The 19,853-nt window shown below is 39.1% G+C and carries 15 protein-coding genes; 11 read left to right on the top strand and 4 right to left on the bottom strand.

The genetic code is table 11. The features are described 5' to 3' along the window. Positions 1 to 1,373 precede the first annotated feature (1,373 nt). Positions 1,374 to 4,271, bottom strand: a complete 2,898-nt coding sequence (gene leuS, locus GN157_RS09090; protein ID WP_157483107.1) for a leucine--tRNA ligase — start codon at positions 4,269 to 4,271, stop codon at positions 1,374 to 1,376. Positions 4,272 to 4,413: 142 nt separating this feature from the next. Here leuS and GN157_RS09085 point away from each other — a divergent pair, with 142 nt between their 5' ends. From GN157_RS09085 to GN157_RS09060, 6 genes are read left to right on the top strand one after another with little or no spacing between them, the layout of a single operon-like run. Next, on the top strand, positions 4,414 to 5,283 hold the full coding sequence (locus GN157_RS09085) for a cell division protein FtsX (protein ID WP_157483106.1): 870 nt from the start codon (positions 4,414 to 4,416) through the stop codon (positions 5,281 to 5,283). Positions 5,284 to 5,325: 42 nt separating this feature from the next. Continuing rightward, positions 5,326 to 5,613, top strand: a complete 288-nt coding sequence (locus tag GN157_RS09080; protein ID WP_157483105.1) for a DUF3098 domain-containing protein — start codon at positions 5,326 to 5,328, stop codon at positions 5,611 to 5,613. A gap of 9 nt (positions 5,614 to 5,622) precedes the next feature. Beyond that, the gene (locus tag GN157_RS09075) at positions 5,623 to 6,408 is read left to right on the top strand and encodes an undecaprenyl-diphosphate phosphatase (RefSeq protein ID WP_157483104.1); all 786 of its coding nucleotides are present in this window, start codon (positions 5,623 to 5,625) and stop codon (positions 6,406 to 6,408) included. Further along, positions 6,408 to 7,109, top strand: a complete 702-nt coding sequence (gene truB, locus GN157_RS09070) for a tRNA pseudouridine(55) synthase TruB (RefSeq protein WP_157483103.1) — start codon at positions 6,408 to 6,410, stop codon at positions 7,107 to 7,109. Before GN157_RS09075 ends, truB begins: the two co-directional genes overlap by 1 nt. A gap of 19 nt (positions 7,110 to 7,128) precedes the next feature. Continuing rightward, on the top strand, positions 7,129 to 7,746 hold the full coding sequence (locus GN157_RS09065) for a YiiX/YebB-like N1pC/P60 family cysteine hydrolase (RefSeq protein WP_157483102.1): 618 nt from the start codon (positions 7,129 to 7,131) through the stop codon (positions 7,744 to 7,746). Positions 7,747 to 7,771: 25 nt separating this feature from the next. Beyond that, positions 7,772 to 8,830, top strand: coding sequence for a TlpA disulfide reductase family protein (locus tag GN157_RS09060; RefSeq protein WP_157483101.1), 1,059 nt, complete (start codon positions 7,772 to 7,774; stop codon positions 8,828 to 8,830). 63 nt (positions 8,831 to 8,893) lie between these two features. Here the strand turns inward: GN157_RS09060 and GN157_RS09055 are convergent, their stop codons facing one another. Then, on the bottom strand, positions 8,894 to 9,502 hold the full coding sequence (locus GN157_RS09055; RefSeq protein ID WP_157483100.1) for a thioredoxin family protein: 609 nt from the start codon (positions 9,500 to 9,502) through the stop codon (positions 8,894 to 8,896). A gap of 99 nt (positions 9,503 to 9,601) precedes the next feature. On the opposite strand from GN157_RS09055, the gene GN157_RS09050 reads away from it, so the two are divergent. From GN157_RS09050 to GN157_RS09035, 4 genes are all read left to right on the top strand, one after another. Next, positions 9,602 to 10,381: a patatin-like phospholipase family protein gene (locus tag GN157_RS09050; protein ID WP_157483099.1), complete on the top strand. Its 780-nt coding sequence runs from the start codon at positions 9,602 to 9,604 to the stop codon at positions 10,379 to 10,381. Positions 10,382 to 10,462: 81 nt separating this feature from the next. Further along, positions 10,463 to 11,170 carry a UMP kinase gene (pyrH, locus tag GN157_RS09045; RefSeq protein WP_035134501.1) on the top strand — a complete coding sequence of 236 codons (708 nt, stop codon included), beginning with the start codon at positions 10,463 to 10,465 and terminating at the stop codon, positions 11,168 to 11,170. Between the two features lie 22 nt (positions 11,171 to 11,192). After that, positions 11,193 to 11,756, top strand: coding sequence for a ribosome recycling factor (gene frr / locus GN157_RS09040; RefSeq protein WP_317163532.1), 564 nt, complete (start codon positions 11,193 to 11,195; stop codon positions 11,754 to 11,756). A gap of 91 nt (positions 11,757 to 11,847) precedes the next feature. Continuing rightward, entirely contained in the window at positions 11,848 to 14,340 is a 2,493-nt protein-coding gene (locus tag GN157_RS09035; RefSeq protein WP_157483097.1) for a DUF5686 family protein, read from the top strand. Here the strand turns inward: GN157_RS09035 and GN157_RS09030 are convergent. Next, positions 14,337 to 14,663 carry a DMT family transporter gene (locus GN157_RS09030; protein ID WP_035134507.1) on the bottom strand — a complete coding sequence of 109 codons (327 nt, stop codon included), beginning with the start codon at positions 14,661 to 14,663 and terminating at the stop codon, positions 14,337 to 14,339. The genes GN157_RS09035 and GN157_RS09030 overlap by 4 nt on opposite strands. Positions 14,664 to 14,708: 45 nt before the next feature. After that, a complete protein-coding gene (locus GN157_RS09025; protein WP_157483096.1) occupies positions 14,709 to 18,056 on the bottom strand; it encodes a CotH kinase family protein in 3,348 nt (1,115 codons plus the stop codon). A gap of 188 nt (positions 18,057 to 18,244) precedes the next feature. Between GN157_RS09025 and asnS the strand changes: the two genes are divergently transcribed. Next, positions 18,245 to 19,678, top strand: coding sequence for an asparagine--tRNA ligase (asnS, locus tag GN157_RS09020; protein WP_157483095.1), 1,434 nt, complete (start codon positions 18,245 to 18,247; stop codon positions 19,676 to 19,678). The last annotated feature ends 175 nt before the right edge of the window (positions 19,679 to 19,853 follow it).

Below are 19,853 nucleotides of genomic sequence, written 5' to 3'. Positions count from 1 at the left end.
ATCTGTTATAGAAAGAGATTCTTCACTACGCTGCGCTCCGTTCAGAATGACAAGCAGAACCCAACACGTACGAGTATCATCCTGACGACAGGAAGAATCTGTTATAGAAAAAGATTCTTCACTACGCTGCGCTCCGTTCAGAATGACAAGCAGAACCCAATATACATGAGTGTCATCCTGACGATAGGAAGGATCTATTATAAAAAGAGACTCTTCACTACACTACGCTTCATTCAGAATGACAAGTAGAACCCAATACACATGAGTATCATCCTGACGACAGGAAGAATCTGTTATAGAAAAAGATTCTTCACTACACTATACTCCATTCAGAATGACAAGCAGAACCCAACACGTACGAGTATCATCCTGACGACAGGAAGGATCTATTATAAAAAGAGACTCTTCATTACACTGCGCCCATTCAGAATAACAAAACACAGCCTTACTCGTATGAGTGTCATCCTGACGAGAGGAAGGATCTGTTATAGAAAAAGATTCTTCATTACGCTGTGCTCCACTCAGAATGACAAAACACAACCTTACTTATATGAGTGTAATCCTAACGACAGGAAGGATCTATTATAGAAAAAGATCCTTCATTACACTGCGCCCATTCGGAATGACAAAACACAACCTTACCCGTATGAGTGTCATCCTGACGATAGGAAGGATCTATTATAAAAATAGATTCTTCACTACGCTGCGCTCCGTTCAGAATAACAAGCAGAGCCCAATACACATGAGTGTCATCATGACGACAGGAAGGATCTGTTATAGAAAAAGATTCTTCACTACGCTACGCTCCATTCAGAATAACAAAACACAACCTTACTCGTATGAGTGTCATCCTGACGATAGGAAGGATCTATTATAGAAAAAGATTCTTCATTACACTACGCTTCATTTAGAATGACAAAGCGAATCCTAGCACGCATGAGTGTCATCCTGACGACAGGAAGGATCTGTTATAGAAAGAGATTCTTCATTACGCTACGCTCCATTCAGAATGACAAAACACAACCTTACTCGTATGAGTGTCATCCTGACGATAGGAAGGATCTATTATAGAAAAGAGATTCTTCACTACGCTACGCTTCGTTCAGAATGACAAAACACAGCCTTACTCGTATGAGTGTCATCCTGACGAGAGGAAGGATCTATTATAAAAAGAGACTCTTCACTACGCTACGCTTCGTTCAGAATGACAAAGCGAATCCTAGTACTCACGAGTGTCATCCTGACGAGAGGAAGGATCTGTTATAGAAAAAGATTCTTCACTACGCTGCGCTCCGTTCAGAATGACAGGAATACATATAAAAAAACCGCAGCCAGAGCTGCGGTTTAACATAACTTATAACCTTAAAAAAGGTTTATCCTACGATATTAATAATCTTACCCGGAACAACAATCACCTTTTTAGGTGCGCGTCCGTCAAGTTGCTGTACGGTACGCTCGTCGGCTAAAATAGTTTTCTCTATTTCAGGGACAGGCATATCCATAGGTAATTCAATTTTAAAGCGCATTTTTCCGTTAAACGATACCGGATATTCCTTACTGCTTTCCACAAGGTGCTCCGGATTGAATTTAGGGAACGGCACTTTAGAGATACTATCCTGATGCCCTAACTTATGCCAAAGTTCTTCGGCAATGTGTGGCGCATAAGGCGAAATAAGTATGGTAAACGGCTCAAGTATGGTACGCTCATGACATTTAATAGCTGAAAGTTCGTTAACGGCAATCATGAATGAACTTACCGATGTATTGAACGAGAAGTTCTCAATATCTTCCTGTACCTTTTTAATGGTTTTATGAAGTATTTTGTATGCCTCCTTACTTGGCTGATTCGTATTAACAATAAGTCCGTTATCATCAAAATACAGTTTCCATAGTTTTTTAAGGAAGCCCGAAACTCCTGTTATACCGGCAGTATTCCATGGTTTGGCCTGCTCTAACGGACCAAGGAACATTTCATACAGCCTTAAAGTATCGGCACCATACTGCTCACAAATATCATCAGGGTTAACTACATTGTATTTTGACTTGGACATTTTTTCCACTTCACGACCTACAATGTACTTACCGTTTTCATTTAAAATAAATTCGGCATTCTTATAATCCTGACTTAACGGATGTGCTTTAAACCCTTCAACATCTAATTCATCAGAAGCATTTACAAGCGACACATCAACGTGAAGTGCTTGGTATGTAGCTCCATCTGTATTTTCAGCTTCAGCATGTTTTTTAAATTCTTCCTTACTTACAAAAGTAAGTTTACCAGCATCTCTTTTCAGGAATGCAAAAGCCGAAGTTCCCAAAATCATCCCCTGATTAATCAGCTTTTTAAACGGCTCTTCCTGAGCGATAAATCCGCGGTCTTTTAAAAACTTATTCCAAAAACGGCTGTATAGCAAGTGACCAGTAGCATGCTCGCTACCGCCAATATATAAGTCTACACTCTCCCAGTATTCCTGTGCTTTTTTAGATACGAACTCCTCATCATTGTGCGGGTCCATATACCTTAACCAGTACCATGAACTACCTGCCCAACCCGGCATAGTGTTTAGCTCAAGCGGGAATACCGATACATTATCAATAAGGTCGTTGCTTACCACTTTGTGCTCTGCAACGCTCCATGCCCACTCTTTAGAGTTCCCTAACGGCGGTTGTCCGTCTTCGGTAGGAAGGTATTTCTCTACTTCCGGAAGGTGTATTGGCAAGTACTTATCCTCTATCATTTGCGGCAACCCGTTTACATAATAAACCGGGAACGGCTCACCCCAATAACGCTGGCGCGAGAACACCGCATCACGAAGGCGGTAATTGGTTTTACCCTTACCCTGCCCTATATCTTCAAGCGCCTCAATAGCTTTTTTGGTCGCTTTTTTATAATCAAGTCCGTTTAGGAAGTCAGAATCCTGTAGCTTCACGCCATCTTTAGCGCCATAAGCCTCTTCGGAAATATCAACTCCGTCAAAAATATTTTTGATTGGGATATTAAAGTGCTTCGCAAAATCATAATCACGCTGGTCTCCGGCAGGTACTGCCATAACAGCTCCTGTACCATAACCTGCAAGCACATAGTCACCAATCCAAACCGGAATAGGCTCTTTAGTGAAAGGATGCTCGGCATACGCACCGGTAAATACCCCTGATATGGTTTTTACATCGGCCATACGCTCGCGCTCACTCTTTCTTGAAGTAGCCTCGATGTATGCCTCAACCGCTTCCTTCTGTTCCGGAGTAGTTATTTTTGCTACCAGTTCGTGTTCCGGCGCCAGTGTCATAAAGCTAACCCCAAAAATAGTATCAGGGCGCGTAGTAAAAACATCTATCGCAAACTCTCCGGTATCATCTCCCGTTAACAGGTGAAGGAATTTATTATGATTGTCTTTTACTTTAAAGGTAACCGCAGCCCCAACCGATTTTCCAATCCAGTTACGCTGACTGTCTTTTAGCGAATCGGTCCAGTCAATAGTATCAAGACCTTGTAGTAACCTTTCGGCATAAGCGGAAATTCTCATACTCCACTGCGTCATTTTTTTACGCACTACCGGATGCCCTCCCCTTTCGGAAACACCATTTACAATTTCGTCGTTTGCCAATACAGTACCCAAAGCCGGACACCAGTTCACTTCGGTCTCGGCAAGATACGTAAGTCGGTATTTTAATAATATTTTTTGCTGCTCCTCTCCGCTGTAACCTTTCCATTCGGCAGCAGTAAACGTAGGGATGTTATCATCACAAACCGCATTTACTTTTGTATTACCATTCGCTTCAAACTCAATAACAAGGGTACGAATATCTTCTGCCTTGTTAGCATCGATATCAAACCACGAATTGAACAGCTGGATAAATATCCACTGTGTCCATTTGTAATACTCAGGATTAGATGTTCTCACCTCCCTGTCCCAGTCAAAAGAAAAGCCTATTTTATCCAGCTGCTCCCTGTAACGCGCAATATTGGTTTCGGTAGTTACAGCAGGGTGCTGCCCGGTTTGGATAGCATACTGTTCTGCCGGAAGTCCAAAACTGTCATATCCCTGTGGGTGCAGTACGTTAAAACCTTTGTGGCGTTTGTAACGTGCATAAATATCTGAAGCGATATAACCCAGTGGGTGCCCTACGTGTAATCCTGCCCCCGATGGGTAAGGAAACATATCAAGCACATAGTATTTCGGCTTATCAGAAACATCTTCTGCCATAAAAGTACCGTTCTCTGCCCAGTACTTTTGCCATCTGGCTTCAATTTCGTTAGGATTGTATTTCATTGTATCAGTCTAAAGTCAAAAGTTTGAAAGTCTTTAAGGAAGGCAAATTTACGCTTATTGTACGAAAGTCAAAACTTTGCCCGTTATAAACTATGTATAAACAAATACTTTATTTATTTTTACACCTAAAATTAATGTGTGTATGGCATCATCTTTTGAAAAATTTCAAAAAAGGCGGTTGATTTCTTCATATTTCTCGGTTATATTAATCATTTTCATAGTACTTACCCTTTTAGGGGCATTAGGGCTTTTTGTTATTAATACAGAAAAGCTGTCGGGCTATGTTAAGGAGAATATTCCGCTTACGATTTATTTTAAGAGGGAAGCCAAAGACGAAAACATCAAGGCTTTTGGTAAAGAGCTTGAAACGGCAGACTACATTAAAAACTTTCACTATGTTTCCAAAAAGGAAGCAGCCGAAAAGAACAAGGATATTTTAGGCGACTTTGAAAGCCTTATTGAAAATCCGTTATTTGATTCTTACGACATTCACCTCAAAAGTGCTTACGTACAGCCGGACAGCATCAAGAAAATTGATGAGAAGTTCAGGAAAAACGAAATGGTTGCCGATGTAAGTTATGATGCCGTAGTGGTAGAAATGGCTAACGAAAACATTAAGAAAATAACTTTTTGGATACTGGTTATTAGCGGCGGACTTACCTTTGTAGCCATGCTGCTTATAAACAGTTCGCTTAGGCTATCCATATATTCACACCGTTTTACCATTAAAACCATGCAAATGGTAGGTGCAACAAAATCGTTCATCAGGAGGCCGTTTATATGGAGAGGCATTAAACTGGGGCTTATAGGCGCACTACTTGCCATAGGAGCTTTATTATGGCTGGTTAACTATGTAGACGGTAAGCTACCATTCCTGGACATTTGGAAAGACTGGGTTCCTACAGCTATTGTAATGGGCGGTGTACTGGGCTTTGGTATAATAATCGCAGCCATAAGTACGTTCTTTGCTACGCAGCGTTTCCTTAACCTAAGGACAGACGATTTATATTAAGCAAACCGCAAAACCTGAAATTTTAAACCTGAAACAATTATTATGGGTAACGAGATAAAAACACATTTCCTTTTTGAAAAGGTAAACTACAAAATACTTTTAATAGGCCTTGGCGTTATTTTACTGGGCTTTATACTTATGGCAGGTGGCGGTAGCGACGACCCTAAAGTATTTAACGATGCTATTTTCAACTTTAGGAGAATAAGGCTTGCACCTACTGTAGTGCTTATTGGTTTTGGTGTTACTATTTATGCCATACTTAAAAACCCGAATGCTAAAAAAGACAGCAATTTTCCGGAAGACGCCGAAATTAAGAACTTCAAAAAATAATTACCCCTAATGGATTACTTACAGGCCATTATTATAGCCATCATTGAAGGCTTAACCGAGTATTTACCTGTTTCATCTACCGGACACATGATTATCGCTTCTTCCTTTTTTGGGATTGCAGGCGACGATTTCACCAAACTGTTTACCATAGTTATACAGCTTGGCGCTATACTCTCGGTAATTGTACTTTACTTTAAACGTTTTTTCCAAACGGTAGATTTTTACCTAAAACTACTGGTAGCCTTTATGCCCGCCGTAGTACTTGGATTATTATTAAGCGACTTTATAGACAGCCTGCTGGAGAGTCCGCTAACGGTAGCCATATCACTGGTTATAGGCGGGGTTATCCTTTTAAAGGTAGACGACTATTTTGGCGATTCTGAGAATACCGAAATAAGCTACGCTACCGCATTAAAAATAGGATTCTTTCAGTGTATTGCCATGATACCGGGTGTATCAAGGAGTGGTGCCAGTATTGTAGGTGGTATGTCGCAAAAGCTTTCGCGTAAGGCTGCTGCCGAATTTTCTTTCTTCCTGGCAGTACCTACCATGTTTGGCGCAACAGCAAAAAAATCATTTGATTACTATAAAGCCGGATTTGAACTTACCGGAGATCAGGTAAACCTACTTATCATTGGCAACATAGTTGCCTTTATTGTAGGCACACTGGCCATAAAAACCTTTATTAATTATCTTAGCCGACATGGTTTTAAAGTGTTTGGCTACTACAGGATTATTGCCGGACTGGCAGTAATTATAATACATTACTTTATTCACCCACTTACTATTATTTAATGACGGCAGAAAGTTTTCAGGAAGGACAGGTAGTATTGATTGACAAACCACTGCAATGGAGTTCGTTTCAGGCAGTGAATAAAGTAAAATGGGCCCTTAAAAAAAACTTAGGCTTAAAAAAGATTAAAGTAGGCCACGCCGGAACTCTTGACCCTCTGGCTACCGGACTACTTATTATATGCACCGGAAAATTCACCAAACGCATCCCTGAGCTACAGGGCATGGTAAAGGAATATACCGGAACTTTCCATATTGGAGCCACTACCCCTTCATATGATTTGGAAACAGAAGTAAATGCTACTTTCCCAACCGAACATATAACTGAAGAACTGATACTGGAAACCACAAAACAGTTTACCGGTGAGATAGACCAGAAACCACCTGTATTCTCGGCTATCAAAAAAGACGGAAAACGCCTGTACGAACACGCCCGCAAAGGCGAAGAGGTAGAAATTGCTTCCCGCAAGGTTACCGTACATGAGTTTGAAATTACCCGCGTAGCATTACCCGAAGTAGATTTCAGAATTGTTTGTAGTAAAGGAACTTACATCCGCTCTATTGCTAACGATTTTGGCGTTGCCATGCAAAGTGGTTCGCACCTAACAGCACTACGCCGAACCAAAATAGGTGAATTCTCGGTAGAGGATGCCATTCTACCCGATGCTTTTGAAACTATGGTGAGAGGCCTGAATAACGAATAGCTTTAGGTATCTTTGCAGCATGAAAAAAGCAATATTCTTTTTACTCTTAGCTGCAAACTCCCTTTTTGCACAAAACATAAAACTTAAAGACGGCGACCTTATTTTTCAGGATATGGATTGCGGTCCGTTATGTGACGCCATAGAAGCCGTAACCGAAGGCTATAACGGAAACGACTTTAGCCACATGGGTATGGTGTATCACCGTAACGACACCATTTATGTTATTGAGGCTGCCGGAAGTGCCGTTCGCCTTACTACGCTGGAAAAGTTTTCAAAAAATACTTCAAAACCAATGTATGTAGGAAGGCTAAAAAGAAAATACCGTAAGCTTATCACTAAGGCTATCAACTTTTCACTGGAGCAAATTGGCGTTCCATATGACGATGAATATGTATATGATAACGGTGCCTACTATTGTAGTGAACTTATCTATGACGCTTTTAAGTTTGCCAATAACGGAACTCCGTTTTTTGAATTACAACCCATGACCTATAAAGAACCCGGCACAAACGATTATTTCCCTGCCTGGATAGAATACTACAAAAGCATTAATGCCGATATACCCGAAGGGTTACCGGGGTGTAATCCGGGAGGAATATCAACTTCTAACAAGATTAAGGTGATTTCTACGTTATAAGATAGAAACCAAATCAAAAACCATAATGAAACACACCTTAAAAACAATCCTTGCCTTACTAATTGTATCTACAACAACATTAATAAGCTGCAATGAAAAAGAGCAAAAACCTATAGGTGAAAAATTCACTTTAACAGGTAAACTTTTAACCTCATATAACGATACTATATTTTTATCATACGGCAGCAAAAAAGACTGTACCGTTGTAAAAAACAACACTTTTAGATTTGAAGGCACACTTGACAGTGTTGATCAGGGAGAAGCTTTTCTTCACCTAAAAACCCCGGGAAACTTAGGTGTTATTTTTTTAGATAAAGGAGATATCACTGTTGACTTTGACTACATCACTAAAGAAATTGACAGTATTAATTATACATTTCTGCAAACCAAGAAAATAGAAGGTTCATTAAACCATAAAATATGGGATAACTATACTGCTTTTTGGCGGAAAAACCATAAAAAAAACAACTATGGAGACCTTATAATGCAACAGCTTAAAAAGAATATAGACTCGTTCCCCGAATCTCCTATACATGGCAGAATTTTACATTTAAACTCAGACAGTGTATTAAACACTTCTCAGATTAAAGAAATAAAAAACCTCATTGACACTACCACAATGTATAGCAATGACTTAAGAATTATCAACATTACATTAAACACAAAAAAAAGAACACAAAAAGGCACTCCGGTAAAAAACTTCACACTAAAGAATACTGAGGGTAAAACAGAAAACTTTTATACTCCAAACAACAAATTCACCATTGTAGATTTTTGGGCATCGTGGTGCGGCCCCTGTAGAAGAGAAAATAAAAAATTACCTGAACTGGCTAAAAAATACGGCGATAAGCTGGAAATAATAACCATTTCGATAGATGATGAAGAAGACGAATGGAAAAAAGCTATTGAAAAAGACGGATTGATTTGGAAAAACTATATTACCGAGAACGATTGGGATTCTGAAATATGTGACTATTACGGAATCACATCAATACCATCAAAAATACTTATTGATAAAAACGGTAATTTTTTAGGATACAACTTAAGCTACGATCAAATAGATGAAATACTGGAAAAGGAATAAGAGATCCTTCCTGCCGTCAGGATGACAAAATAAAAAAGTCCGCTCGATGAGCGGACTTTTTTATTACATATTCTCTGCATTTTCAAGCAGTAGTGTTATTTCCTTCATGGTGCTTTCACCTTTATCGTGCAAATACCATTTTTGCAGTTCGGTTTTAGCTTCCTGGTCAATAACACCATGCTGTTCTTTATAATCCCTTATCAACTTTGCCGCATCATGAGGTCTTGGACCCCAGCTTCCGCGGGCAATATGGGTATCTTTCTCCACTAACACCAGCTTCGGTATTGACCTTGCCCCGTTAGTTAAATATTCGTTCATTAGTTCATCGTTATCATCACGAAGTACTATTTCCAGCTCCAGCTTATCGGTCTCATTAGCCATTTTGCTTATAACAGGTACAATCTGTGCCGCATCGCCACACCAGCCTTCAGATATTACAAGCAGTACATGCTCTTTTTTAAGCTTGCCCAGCCTGGCCTTAATATCATCTGTTAACTTAATGGTCTTGTCAAGACGATTCATTCTCACTTCATTAAGCGAACTGTAATTGGTTAAATCTTCCGATTGTGTTGCCCCTGTAGACAATCCGTCCTGAAGAAGCAAACCTATATGGTTTCGGTACTCTGAATAAGAATAACTGTTATCCAGACTTTTTTCTATTAGTGTACTCATAAATATAAATTTGTGTAAAAGTAAATTACTTTTTGCAATAGCAAAAAAGAAGCCATCCAATAAAAAACTGTAATTTAGTCAGGTAATTCTAATCACACCATGAAATTTGACAACAGCACTATAGGCCTTATTTTTTCGGGGGGAGGCTCAAAAGGCTTAGCCCATGCAGGGGTACTAAAATTTTTTGACGAAATAGGGATAAAACCATCCCATCTGGCAGGCACCAGTTCGGGTGCTATTGTGTCATCCTTATACGCTCACGGTAAATCGCCCGAAGAGATACTGGAATTCTTTAAATCCATATACTTTTTCCACTGGAAACACTTTACCTTCCGCAAGGCAGGTTTTATAGATTCTGAAGCTTTTAAAAGCTATTTTCATTCGGCCTTTGGCGAAACCCTAATCGGGGAAATGAAATACCGCATGCACATTACTGCAACCGATTTGGTTACCGGTAAGCTTAAAATCTTTGGCCCGGAAACCAAAATTGCCGATGCCGTACTGGCATCATCTGCTTTTCCGGGTATTATATCACCTTATGAAATAGACGGTAAAATATACAGCGACGGCGGTATTATAAACCACTTTCCTACCGATGTATTGCAGGGACGTTGTGAAACCCTGATAGGAATATACGTTAGCCCTATACAAAAAATTGGTGCTGACGATTTGAAATCCATCAAAGCAGTAACCACCCGTGCTTACGATTTACTTTCGGCAAACAGCAATATGCAAAAGTTTACCCTTTGCGATTGGGTTATCAGCCCAGATGAGCTTGCACTATACAGTACCTTTGAAACCAACAAGCAAAAAATGGAGGAGATTTTCAATATTGGGTACGAATCGGCTAAAAAATCCTACGAGGAGCTCATTGCGTAAATACCTATCATAAGCAGGGGTTAAAATTCTGTTTTAAGAAAAACAATAATTACTATATTTGCACCAGTCAAATATTACCCTATGAAATATAAGAGAATCCTGTTAAAGCTAAGCGGCGAAGCCCTTATGGGCGACAGGCAGTATGGCATTGATCCTAAAAGACTTGCCGAATATGCCCACGAGATAAAACAAATACACGATAAAGGTGTTGAAATAGCAATCGTTATTGGAGGCGGTAACATTTTTAGAGGTGTATCCGGAGCCAGCAACGGTATGGACAGGGTTCAGGGAGATTATATGGGAATGCTGGCCACCGTTATTAACGGTATGGCATTACAGGGAGCTCTTGAAGATGCCGGTATGCAAACCAGGCTACAAACCGCCCTTAAAATTGAAGCTATCGCAGAACCTTATATTAAAAGACGTGCTGTACGCCACCTTGAAAAAGGAAGAATTGTAATTTTTGGAGCCGGTACAGGTAACCCATACTTTACTACCGATACAGCTGCAGTACTAAGAGGTGTGGAAGTACATGCCGATGTAATATTAAAAGGTACACGTGTTGACGGTATTTATACTGCCGACCCTGAAAAAGACGCTAACGCGACTAAATATGATACGCTTACTTTTGAAGACGTACTTCAAAAAGGGCTTAATGTCATGGATACAACTGCCTTTACACTTAGCCAGGAAAACGAACTGCCTATTATAGTGTTTGATATGAACAAAGCAGGCAACCTTGTAAAAGTATGTGAAGGTGATACTGTAGGAACTACAGTAAGCGTTTAATTAAAAACTGAAAAGAAACAGCATTATGGAAGAAATAGATTTTATTTTAGATAGTAGCGAAGAGTCAATGAAAGGATCTCTTAGCCACCTTGAAAAAGAATTCCTTAACATCCGTGCAGGTAAAGCAAGCCCTGCCATGCTTGGTGGTGTAAAAGTAGATTACTACGGTGCTCAAACACCTCTTTCTCAGGTTGCAAACGTTAATACTCCCGATGCAAGAACCTTAACGGTTACACCTTGGGAAAAAGCTATGTTACAACCAATTGAAAAAGCAATTATGATTGCTAACCTTGGTTTTAACCCAATGAACAATGGTGAAAACATCATCATTAATATACCGGCATTAACTGAGGAAAGAAGAAGGGATCTTGTAAAGCAGGCTAAAGCAGAAGCAGAAGATGCTAAAATTGGTGTACGTAATGCACGTAAAGACGCTAACACCGAAATCAAGAAACTTGAAAAAGACGGCACATCGGAAGATGTTTGTAAAAAAGCAGAAGATGATGTACAGGAGCTTACCAATGCTTACATTAAGAAAATAGATGACCTACTGGCTCACAAAGAGGCCGAGATCATGAAAGTATAAGTTTTAAGGTCCGCTGGTAACAGCGGACTCTTTGTTTATACCTATCTTTGTAACAATTTTACGTATTGCGCGTTTAGCTTTAAAAACCCCTATGAGAGTTATTACCGTCCTGCTTTTTTTGTTCAGCATGGCTGCCAACGCCCAGTTTACAATAACCGGGATAGTTAAGGACGGCAGTACCAACTCACCACTACCTTTTGCTACTATAAAAACACAGGAAGGCAACACCATTATTGGCGACCTTGACGGTAAATTTATAATTGAAAGCAAAACCAGGCAACAAAACATAACCATTACCTACACCGGTTATGAAGCCAAAACCGTTAAAACACGCAGCGGAAAAAGATTTTATACCGTATCCCTAAAAGCAAAAGCAAACGAACTGGAAGAACTGGTTATTAACCAAACCAACAAGGCTACAACCATAATAAAACATGCTATCCGCATTAAGGAAAGCAACGATCCGCAGTTAAAACTAAACAGTTTTAAATACAAAACCTACAACAAACTTATTGTTACTGCAAACCCCGATTCCATCAGTTCAAAACTGGATTCAATTTACCTGTATGAAAAAACAGGACGCAGGATATTAAAAATAGACTCGACCGACTACAAATTCAAAAAGCTGATTGAAAAGCAACACCTGTATCAAACCGAAAAGATATCGGAATTCAGCTATACAAAAAAAGACGGACTTAAAGAAAATATACTTGCTGCACGTATGGCAGGCTTCAAACAACCTGTATATGAGTTTATAGGATTAAGCCTTCAATCCTATTCGGTCTATAATGACGTAGACCTACTGGAAACAAAATACAGAGGACCTTTATCATACAACGCACTTTTAGAATACAAATACAGAATACTCGATACGGTATACATAGACAACCGTAAAACATTCATGATCTATTTTACCCCAAAGCGAGCCAATAAGAAAAAAAGGCTTGACGGACTGGTATACATAGACAGCAATACCTTTGGCGTTGCAAAAGCGGTATTCAGGGTAAAAAACGTACTGGACATAACCTCTACCCACCTGTTTAAGTTTGAGGAAGAACAGGGTATTTGGTTTCCCGACAGAAAAACCCTTAAAATAGTAAAAGGCAACAACCGCGAAGACATAAATATACTGGGTGAAACCATCAAATTTGACGCTATAAACACCACAAGTCCCGACAGGGATAAAGAGCCGTCTGACTTTGTATATGTATATTCTGAATCCATTAATTCTGATAAGGAATTCAATATCCCGCTAACCATAAGAAGGCCGGCTATTGCTATAGAGATAAATGAAGAAGCCATTACCCGCCCTGAAAGCTACTGGACACAACACAGAGCCGATACACTGGACGAACGCAGCATTAAAACCTACCCTGCACTGGATAGTATTTTAACCAAGGAAAGAATAGAACAATTTATCAACTTAGGTAAAAGGGTTATTACCGGATACCTGCCTGTTGGCTTTTTTGACTTTGACCTGAGACAGATTGTAAAGTACAACAACTATGAAGGCGTGAGGTTTGGCGTAGGCGGAATAACCAATAATAAATTCTCTGAAGTATTTCGAATCAGTACTTATGGGGCTTATGGTACTAAAGACGGACAGTTTAAATACAACCTTGGCGGAGCAGTACGACTGGGACGTTTTTCAGACTCATGGATTGGAGGCTCTTTTACCGAAGATGTACAGGAAATTGGTAGCACAAATTTTGCTACCGATAAGCGGGTATTTAAAATATATGACCCCCGCCCTATAAACGTTTCCACTTTTTACAAATACCGAAAATGGCACGGGTATATAGAAACCAAAATAATCCCAAAAACGGAAAGCCGATGGGGCTTTAGCCGCACCAGTGTAGAGCCGCGTTTTGACTACGCCTTTAACACTAACGGAGAGTTATACACAAAATACAACCTCAGCACCTTTGAGGCAGCCCTGCAATGGAATCCGCTTAGTGATTTTATGCAGACACCCGAGGGACGTATTGAGGTAGAAAAACGATTCCCTAAATTTACATTCCAGTACACTCAGGCAGTTACTGGATTATTTGACAGTGATTTCACTTTTGGCAAACTCGATTTCAGGACCGAGTATGAGAAAAAATACATTAACGGACAAAAAACATCGCTGGTTATACAGGGAGGTTTAGCTATGGGTGACACTCCTATCACCCACCTGTACAGCACCTCACCAAACAACCTGGATAAAAACGGCGTTATAGCCCGTATTACCTTTGCCGGTAAAAACAGTTTTGAAACCATGTACTTTAACGAGTTCTTCTCGAGCCAATATGCCATGTTCCAGGTAAAACATGCTTTTAGAAGATTAAATCTTTTTGGCGACATTAAGCTTAGCCCGGTACTGGTAACCCGAGGCGTTTGGGGTAATATGGAAAGTCCGGAAAAACATATAGGACAACCCTATAACACACTCGAAAAAGGTTACTATGAAAGTGGTATGGAATTTAATGAGATATTTAAAGGACTTGGGTTAACCGCCTTTTACCGTTATGGCCCATATCATTTACCGGAGTTTGACCGTAACATATCCATCAAGCTGTCTTTTGTATTCAGCCTGTTTTAGTGCGAAACAAATTTTAGCCCAATAATAGAAGCTATAAGTGTAGTGATAAAGAAAAGCCTCCAGAAATCGGCAGGTTCTTTAAACACAACAATCCCTACTAAAACCGTTCCTACCGCCCCTACTCCTGTCCACACGGCATAAGCAGTACCAATAGGCAGTGTTTGGGTAGCTTTATACAATAAAAACATACTGATAGCAAGGCATACAAAAAAACCACCCATCCATAATTGAGAGGCAGTTCCGGTAGTCTCTTTAGCCTTACCAAGGCATGAAGCAAAGCCCACTTCAAAAAGCCCTGCTATAACAAGTAAAATCCAGTTCATGGCACTATTGTTTAAGTAAAGCCAAAGATACTACAAATTGAACGGCTATTTTTTAATTATCCTTATAACACTCCTGGTCTCACCTGCTGAAAGGTTAAGTATATACATACCTTTCTCAAGGAAACTTACATCAATACTTCCATTTGTTAAATCTCCCTTACTTACAAGCTTTCCGTCTAAAGCATATAGGCTAAAAACAGCATTTAGATTATTTACAGACTTTATGTAAAGTAAATTTGAAACCGGGTTAGGGTAAACAGTAAATAATCGGGGTTTATTCTCTGGTATTTCTGCCGTAATAGGTACTCCCAGCAAACCTATATTATTAAAAGTTACTCTTTTACCATTATCAACAGTCATATCATCACCTTCAAACCGTACCCTCATTTTAAAATTCTCATTATTTGCAACCCCCTGAATCGTTGAGAAATCAATTTCAAAAAGCTGATAAGCATCTGTTAACAAAAAAGAGGAAGTTTCCATACCGGTTGTAATCCACTCTACTTCATTTGAAAGAGAGTAATCAACGACTAAGTTATTTGCCGCCCCTTCATCCATAGCAGCAAAGGCAAATTTTATTTTTTTATATCCTATTGTAGAAATATTAAATAGCAAAGCATTTTCCTTTTCGTTAAACTGAAAAGGTTGTTTTATTTGAATAGCTTTCATACCCGACTCCTCAAATGACTTATCATTATTTACCTGAGACTGATAATTTATTTCTGTTGGCTTATTTCTTCTTTCCATAGAAGCGATTCTCCATTCAGGGTGCCCTTCGTTGAACGGATAGCCTTCAAGACAGGAAACATATGACACAAAAACCCCTTGCTGAGAAACTGGATAAGTAGTATTTATTTCTGTTAAAGGAGTATCATTAGGAATATTACCATCAAACAACCAAAAATAAATAACTTCCGCTTCCGGCTCTTGTACCGCAGGAATAAAATGTGCCACAACAGAAAAATCCTGTGTAGGAGTAAATACAACTTCTTCGTCAAAACCGGTTATATCACCTGTCCAATGACTAAACACATACCCCGGCAACGACAATGCCTTTATAGTTACCGGAATATTATAAAAATAAATTCCGTTCCAAGGATAAGGAAGTTCTTCTACTCCGGGTGTAGACCCATTAATATTTATCGTATTCATTTTAATATACCCCATACTTGTATCTGACACATTAAGTGTTGCAGACACAGTTCCTGAAATATCAAACTCCTGCTGTATATGTTCTCTTTGATGAGCAGGACGCTGTGTAGCAAAATTTATAATAGCTCCCGTATAGTTATCCCAATCCTGAACCGATGGTATAGCTAACCATCGGTTAGAATGATCTTCAATTTCAGGTACGATTACCTGTTTCATACCATCATATATTCCCTGCATGCGCTCAGGCAAAAAAGCAGTATTAAGTAAATCTGCAAACCGGTTTATAAAGTAATTCCTGAATTTTTGATTTTCAAGCATTCTCCTAAAGCTAAGTGTAGCCCAAGACGGATTAGGGTGTGAAGTACCGTTAGGCTCTGTTGCCATAGCCAGGGTATTGTGAGAAAAACTACCCGCAAGTCCAAAAGCAACATCGGTATCTTTTAAAATCCATCTCCATCTTCCATCACTACCATAGGGAGCCTGTTCATTATAAACTGCTGTTCTTCGTCTAAAAAGCTCAACATTATTATCAAGCCAGTCCAGGTTATCTATGTAAATTTCGGTAATATAATAATCAGCAAAATTAACAGGGTCAATTTGTGTTATAACATAATTATAGTTTTCATCTTCTTCAAGTGTATTTCCTTCCAAATAATCGATCAATGCATTATAATGATTTGCGTCGCCCTCTTTTATTTCAACCTGCCCTGCAAGTTCAAGGTAATCAATCTCATCTTCAGGAATATCGTAAACCCTTTCAAAATAATATTTATCATATCGCTCCCTTAAATTTAGCATACCCCAGTACTCACCATTAATAAAAGTAACTGTAGGCTGATAATCCTGTGTATCAAAATGCAAATGCTTTACAGAGTTATGTATAAAGGCATCTAAAAAATAAGTAGTAGCAAAATCATTACCCGAATTTCTCAAAATTATCCTCTTGAAACTACCATCATTATCTTCTCCAAAAAAGGAATAATCCAACCTGTCTTCTCCAAATTCTGCCCTTGCATAAAGTCTTAATGATTTATTAGAGTAGGCCGAAGTTGTACCGCCATGAATTCGTATACCAACATCCTGATTTATTTTTTGCATACCGTTTTCATAATAGCTAAAATTTCCTTTTACCTCTGCATCACTCCCGTTTCGTTTAAAATTAGCATCACACCATCCAAGTCCGGCATTCAAATTTACCGCTCTCCAGTCGTCAAAATCCTTTCCTGCTACATAAATACCTTCTTCATAATCAAAAAATAAGTTTTCACTAAGGTTAATACATGCTACAGGAAGTGAAAACCAGCTCCCTCCCTGTGGTGAAACAAAATAATTTGCCGTTACCACCCTACTGGACATAGCGCCGTTTTTAACAACCTTTGCCCGTACTGTAGTACTTTTATTTAACAAAAAATCAGGAATATAGGCCGGATTAAAATCGTAAGTACTGGATATAGATGCTATTTTGTTAGGTTCATCACTACGATTTGATATTACAATAGGCCCGTTATAAGAATATGTTATAAAACTTTGCGACAAAAACACACCAACGGGATTCCCCGGATTTTGCGGATATTGGTTTTTATACTGGTAAGTTGTACCTCCAAGATTATTCTCATCAGGTTCAGATCCGTCCAGTGTATATAGAATCAAGGCATCAGGCTCGTTAGCTGTAAGAACAAGATTAAATCCTTCATTATAAAAACCCGAAGCAACAGAAAATAATGGTGCTTCTAAAATTTCCGAATAACCCTCGGTAGTGTTACTCTCTCCGGGTGTAGGCACAGGAAAAATCATAAAATCATTACCTCCATCAGGTTGTCGTCCATAAGAAAAATTTTGAGGTATAATAACCCCATCTTGACTATCAACCACACCCCCCTCCGGACTGGTAAGCGTTATAGTCTCACCATCAGCACTAATTTTAAAATTAGAATGCATAGGAGCTAAAGGGTCCGTTTTATCTTTACCGGAACACCATAATAAAAGATATTCTCCCGGCGCTATTGTTTTAGAAGGAAATACCCATTGAAAAAGATCATTATTATCAGACAATCCATACCCTTGAAGGTTAATACTTTCTAAACCTGCATTATACAATTCTATCCAATCCTCATAATCACCATCTTCATCGGTAATTATTTGTGAGTTAGATGTAACTACCTCATTAATTACAAGTGTTTGCCCGTTTACAAAAGGCGCAAAAAACAATAATAAAAGAAGAACAAAAAAATACTTTTTCACAGCAATGTTAATTTAAGGTTAGGCGCAATTGCGCAATATTACTAAAATTTAACCGTATAAGATTCTCACACTCCCTAAAAAGCTTTTATAGTTCCTGTTGTTTTTACTACATTTGCAGGCATTTGTATTTTGTAATAAGTAAAATGCACGTTTTTATTAGTTTATACTATATTTAATTTTAAACAAAAATGAAGCACACAAAAGTTAAAGACCTGTTGAACAGCACCAACACGATTGATGAAGTATCAGTAAAAGGATGGGTAAGAACTTTTAGAAATAATCAGTTTATAGCACTGAACGATGGTTCGGTTATACATAATATCCAATGCGTTGTTGACTTTGAAAACACTCCGGAAGAGACGTTAAAGCGTATCACTACCGGAGCTGCAGTTGCCATTAAAGGTAGCCTTGTGGAAAGCCAGGGTAAAGGACAGAAATATGAGATAAAAGTTTCGCAGGTTGAAATTTTAGGAGACAGCGACGCTGAGAAATTCCCTATGCAGCCTAAAAAACACTCTCTTGAATTTTTAAGAGAAAACGCGCACCTTAGAACACGTACTAACCTTTTTGGAGCCATTATGAGGGTACGTTCGGTACTATCATTTGCAATCCACCAGTATTTTCAGGAAAAAGGATTTGTGTATGTAAACACACCTATCATTACCGGTAGTGATGCCGAGGGTGCAGGTGAAATGTTCAAGGTTACCGCATTACCGTTTGATAACACACCACGTACAGAGGAAGGTAAAGTAGATTATAAAGAAGATTTCTTCGGTAAAGAAACAAACCTTACCGTATCGGGTCAGCTGGAGGCAGAAACTTACGCTATGTCTTTAGGGCAGGTATACACATTCGGTCCTACTTTCCGTGCTGAAAACTCTAACACATCACGCCACCTTGCCGAATTCTGGATGGTTGAGCCTGAGGTTGCGTTTAACGACCTTGACGCTAACATGGATCTTGCTGAAGATTTTATCCAGTATGTTATTAAATATGCAATGGAAAGATGTGAGGATGATCTTAAATTCCTGGATGAACGCCTTGCGGCAGAAGAAAAGCAGAAGCCACAAAACGAGCGTAGCGGTATGGGGCTTTTAGAGAAACTTCAGTTTGTACTGGAAAACAACTTTAAGCGTGTTAGCTATACAGAAGCCATTGACATCCTTAAAAACTCTAAACCTAACAAGAATAAGAAGTTTAACTATATTATTGAAGAATGGGGTGCCGACCTGCAAAGTGAGCACGAGCGTTACCTTGTAGAAAAACACTTTAAATCTCCGGTAATACTATTTGATTACCCTGCTAAGATCAAAGCATTCTATATGCGCCTTAATGACGACAACAAAACCGTTCGTGCTATGGATATTCTTTTCCCTGGTATTGGAGAAATTGTTGGTGGTTCACAAAGAGAAGAGCGTCTTGACGTGCTTCAGCAAAAAATTGCCGAGCTTGGTATCGACGAGGAAGAACTATGGTGGTATCTTGACACACGTCGTTTCGGTACTGCTGTACACAGCGGTTTCGGACTTGGTTTTGAGCGTTTAGTACTGTTCGTTACCGGCATGAGTAACATCCGCGATGTTATTCCTTTCCCAAGGACTCCGCAAAATGCTGAGTTTTAATTTCAAGAAATTAGTATTGAGAATTGAGATATTAGAATATAGAAAAAGCCCTGCAAAAATGCAGGGCTTTTTTATTAAACGTGTCTCGTCCTGAAATAAGTTGACACAAATTCGACTTATTATGAAAGACAAAGCAATTACACGCATAAAGCGTAGTCAAAAGGATTACAACATG

This window comes from Flavobacterium rakeshii (assembly GCF_009741375.1).
GTDB lineage: Bacteria > Bacteroidota > Bacteroidia > Flavobacteriales > Flavobacteriaceae > Flavobacterium > Flavobacterium rakeshii.
This window is presented reverse-complemented; position numbering and strand designations above follow the sequence as displayed.

Bases quoted from the DNA above. Each gene is read 5' to 3' on its own strand.
- GN157_RS09030 (WP_035134507.1), bottom strand. From the start codon at position 14,663: ATGAACTGGATTTTACTTGTTATAGCAGGGCTTTTTGAAGTGGGCTTT.
- GN157_RS09075 (WP_157483104.1), top strand. From the start codon at position 5,623: ATGGATTACTTACAGGCCATTATTATAGCCATCATTGAAGGCTTAACC.
- GN157_RS09055 (WP_157483100.1), bottom strand. From the start codon at position 9,502: ATGAGTACACTAATAGAAAAAAGTCTGGATAACAGTTATTCTTATTCA.
- pyrH (WP_035134501.1), top strand. From the start codon at position 10,463: ATGAAATATAAGAGAATCCTGTTAAAGCTAAGCGGCGAAGCCCTTATG.
- GN157_RS09035 (WP_157483097.1), top strand. From the start codon at position 11,848: ATGAGAGTTATTACCGTCCTGCTTTTTTTGTTCAGCATGGCTGCCAAC.
- leuS (WP_157483107.1), bottom strand. From the start codon at position 4,271: ATGAAATACAATCCTAACGAAATTGAAGCCAGATGGCAAAAGTACTGG.
- GN157_RS09065 (WP_157483102.1), top strand. From the start codon at position 7,129: ATGAAAAAAGCAATATTCTTTTTACTCTTAGCTGCAAACTCCCTTTTT.
- asnS (WP_157483095.1), top strand. From the start codon at position 18,245: ATGAAGCACACAAAAGTTAAAGACCTGTTGAACAGCACCAACACGATT.
- GN157_RS09085 (WP_157483106.1), top strand. From the start codon at position 4,414: ATGGCATCATCTTTTGAAAAATTTCAAAAAAGGCGGTTGATTTCTTCA.
- GN157_RS09080 (WP_157483105.1), top strand. From the start codon at position 5,326: ATGGGTAACGAGATAAAAACACATTTCCTTTTTGAAAAGGTAAACTAC.
- GN157_RS09050 (WP_157483099.1), top strand. From the start codon at position 9,602: ATGAAATTTGACAACAGCACTATAGGCCTTATTTTTTCGGGGGGAGGC.
- truB (WP_157483103.1), top strand. From the start codon at position 6,408: ATGACGGCAGAAAGTTTTCAGGAAGGACAGGTAGTATTGATTGACAAA.
- GN157_RS09060 (WP_157483101.1), top strand. From the start codon at position 7,772: ATGAAACACACCTTAAAAACAATCCTTGCCTTACTAATTGTATCTACA.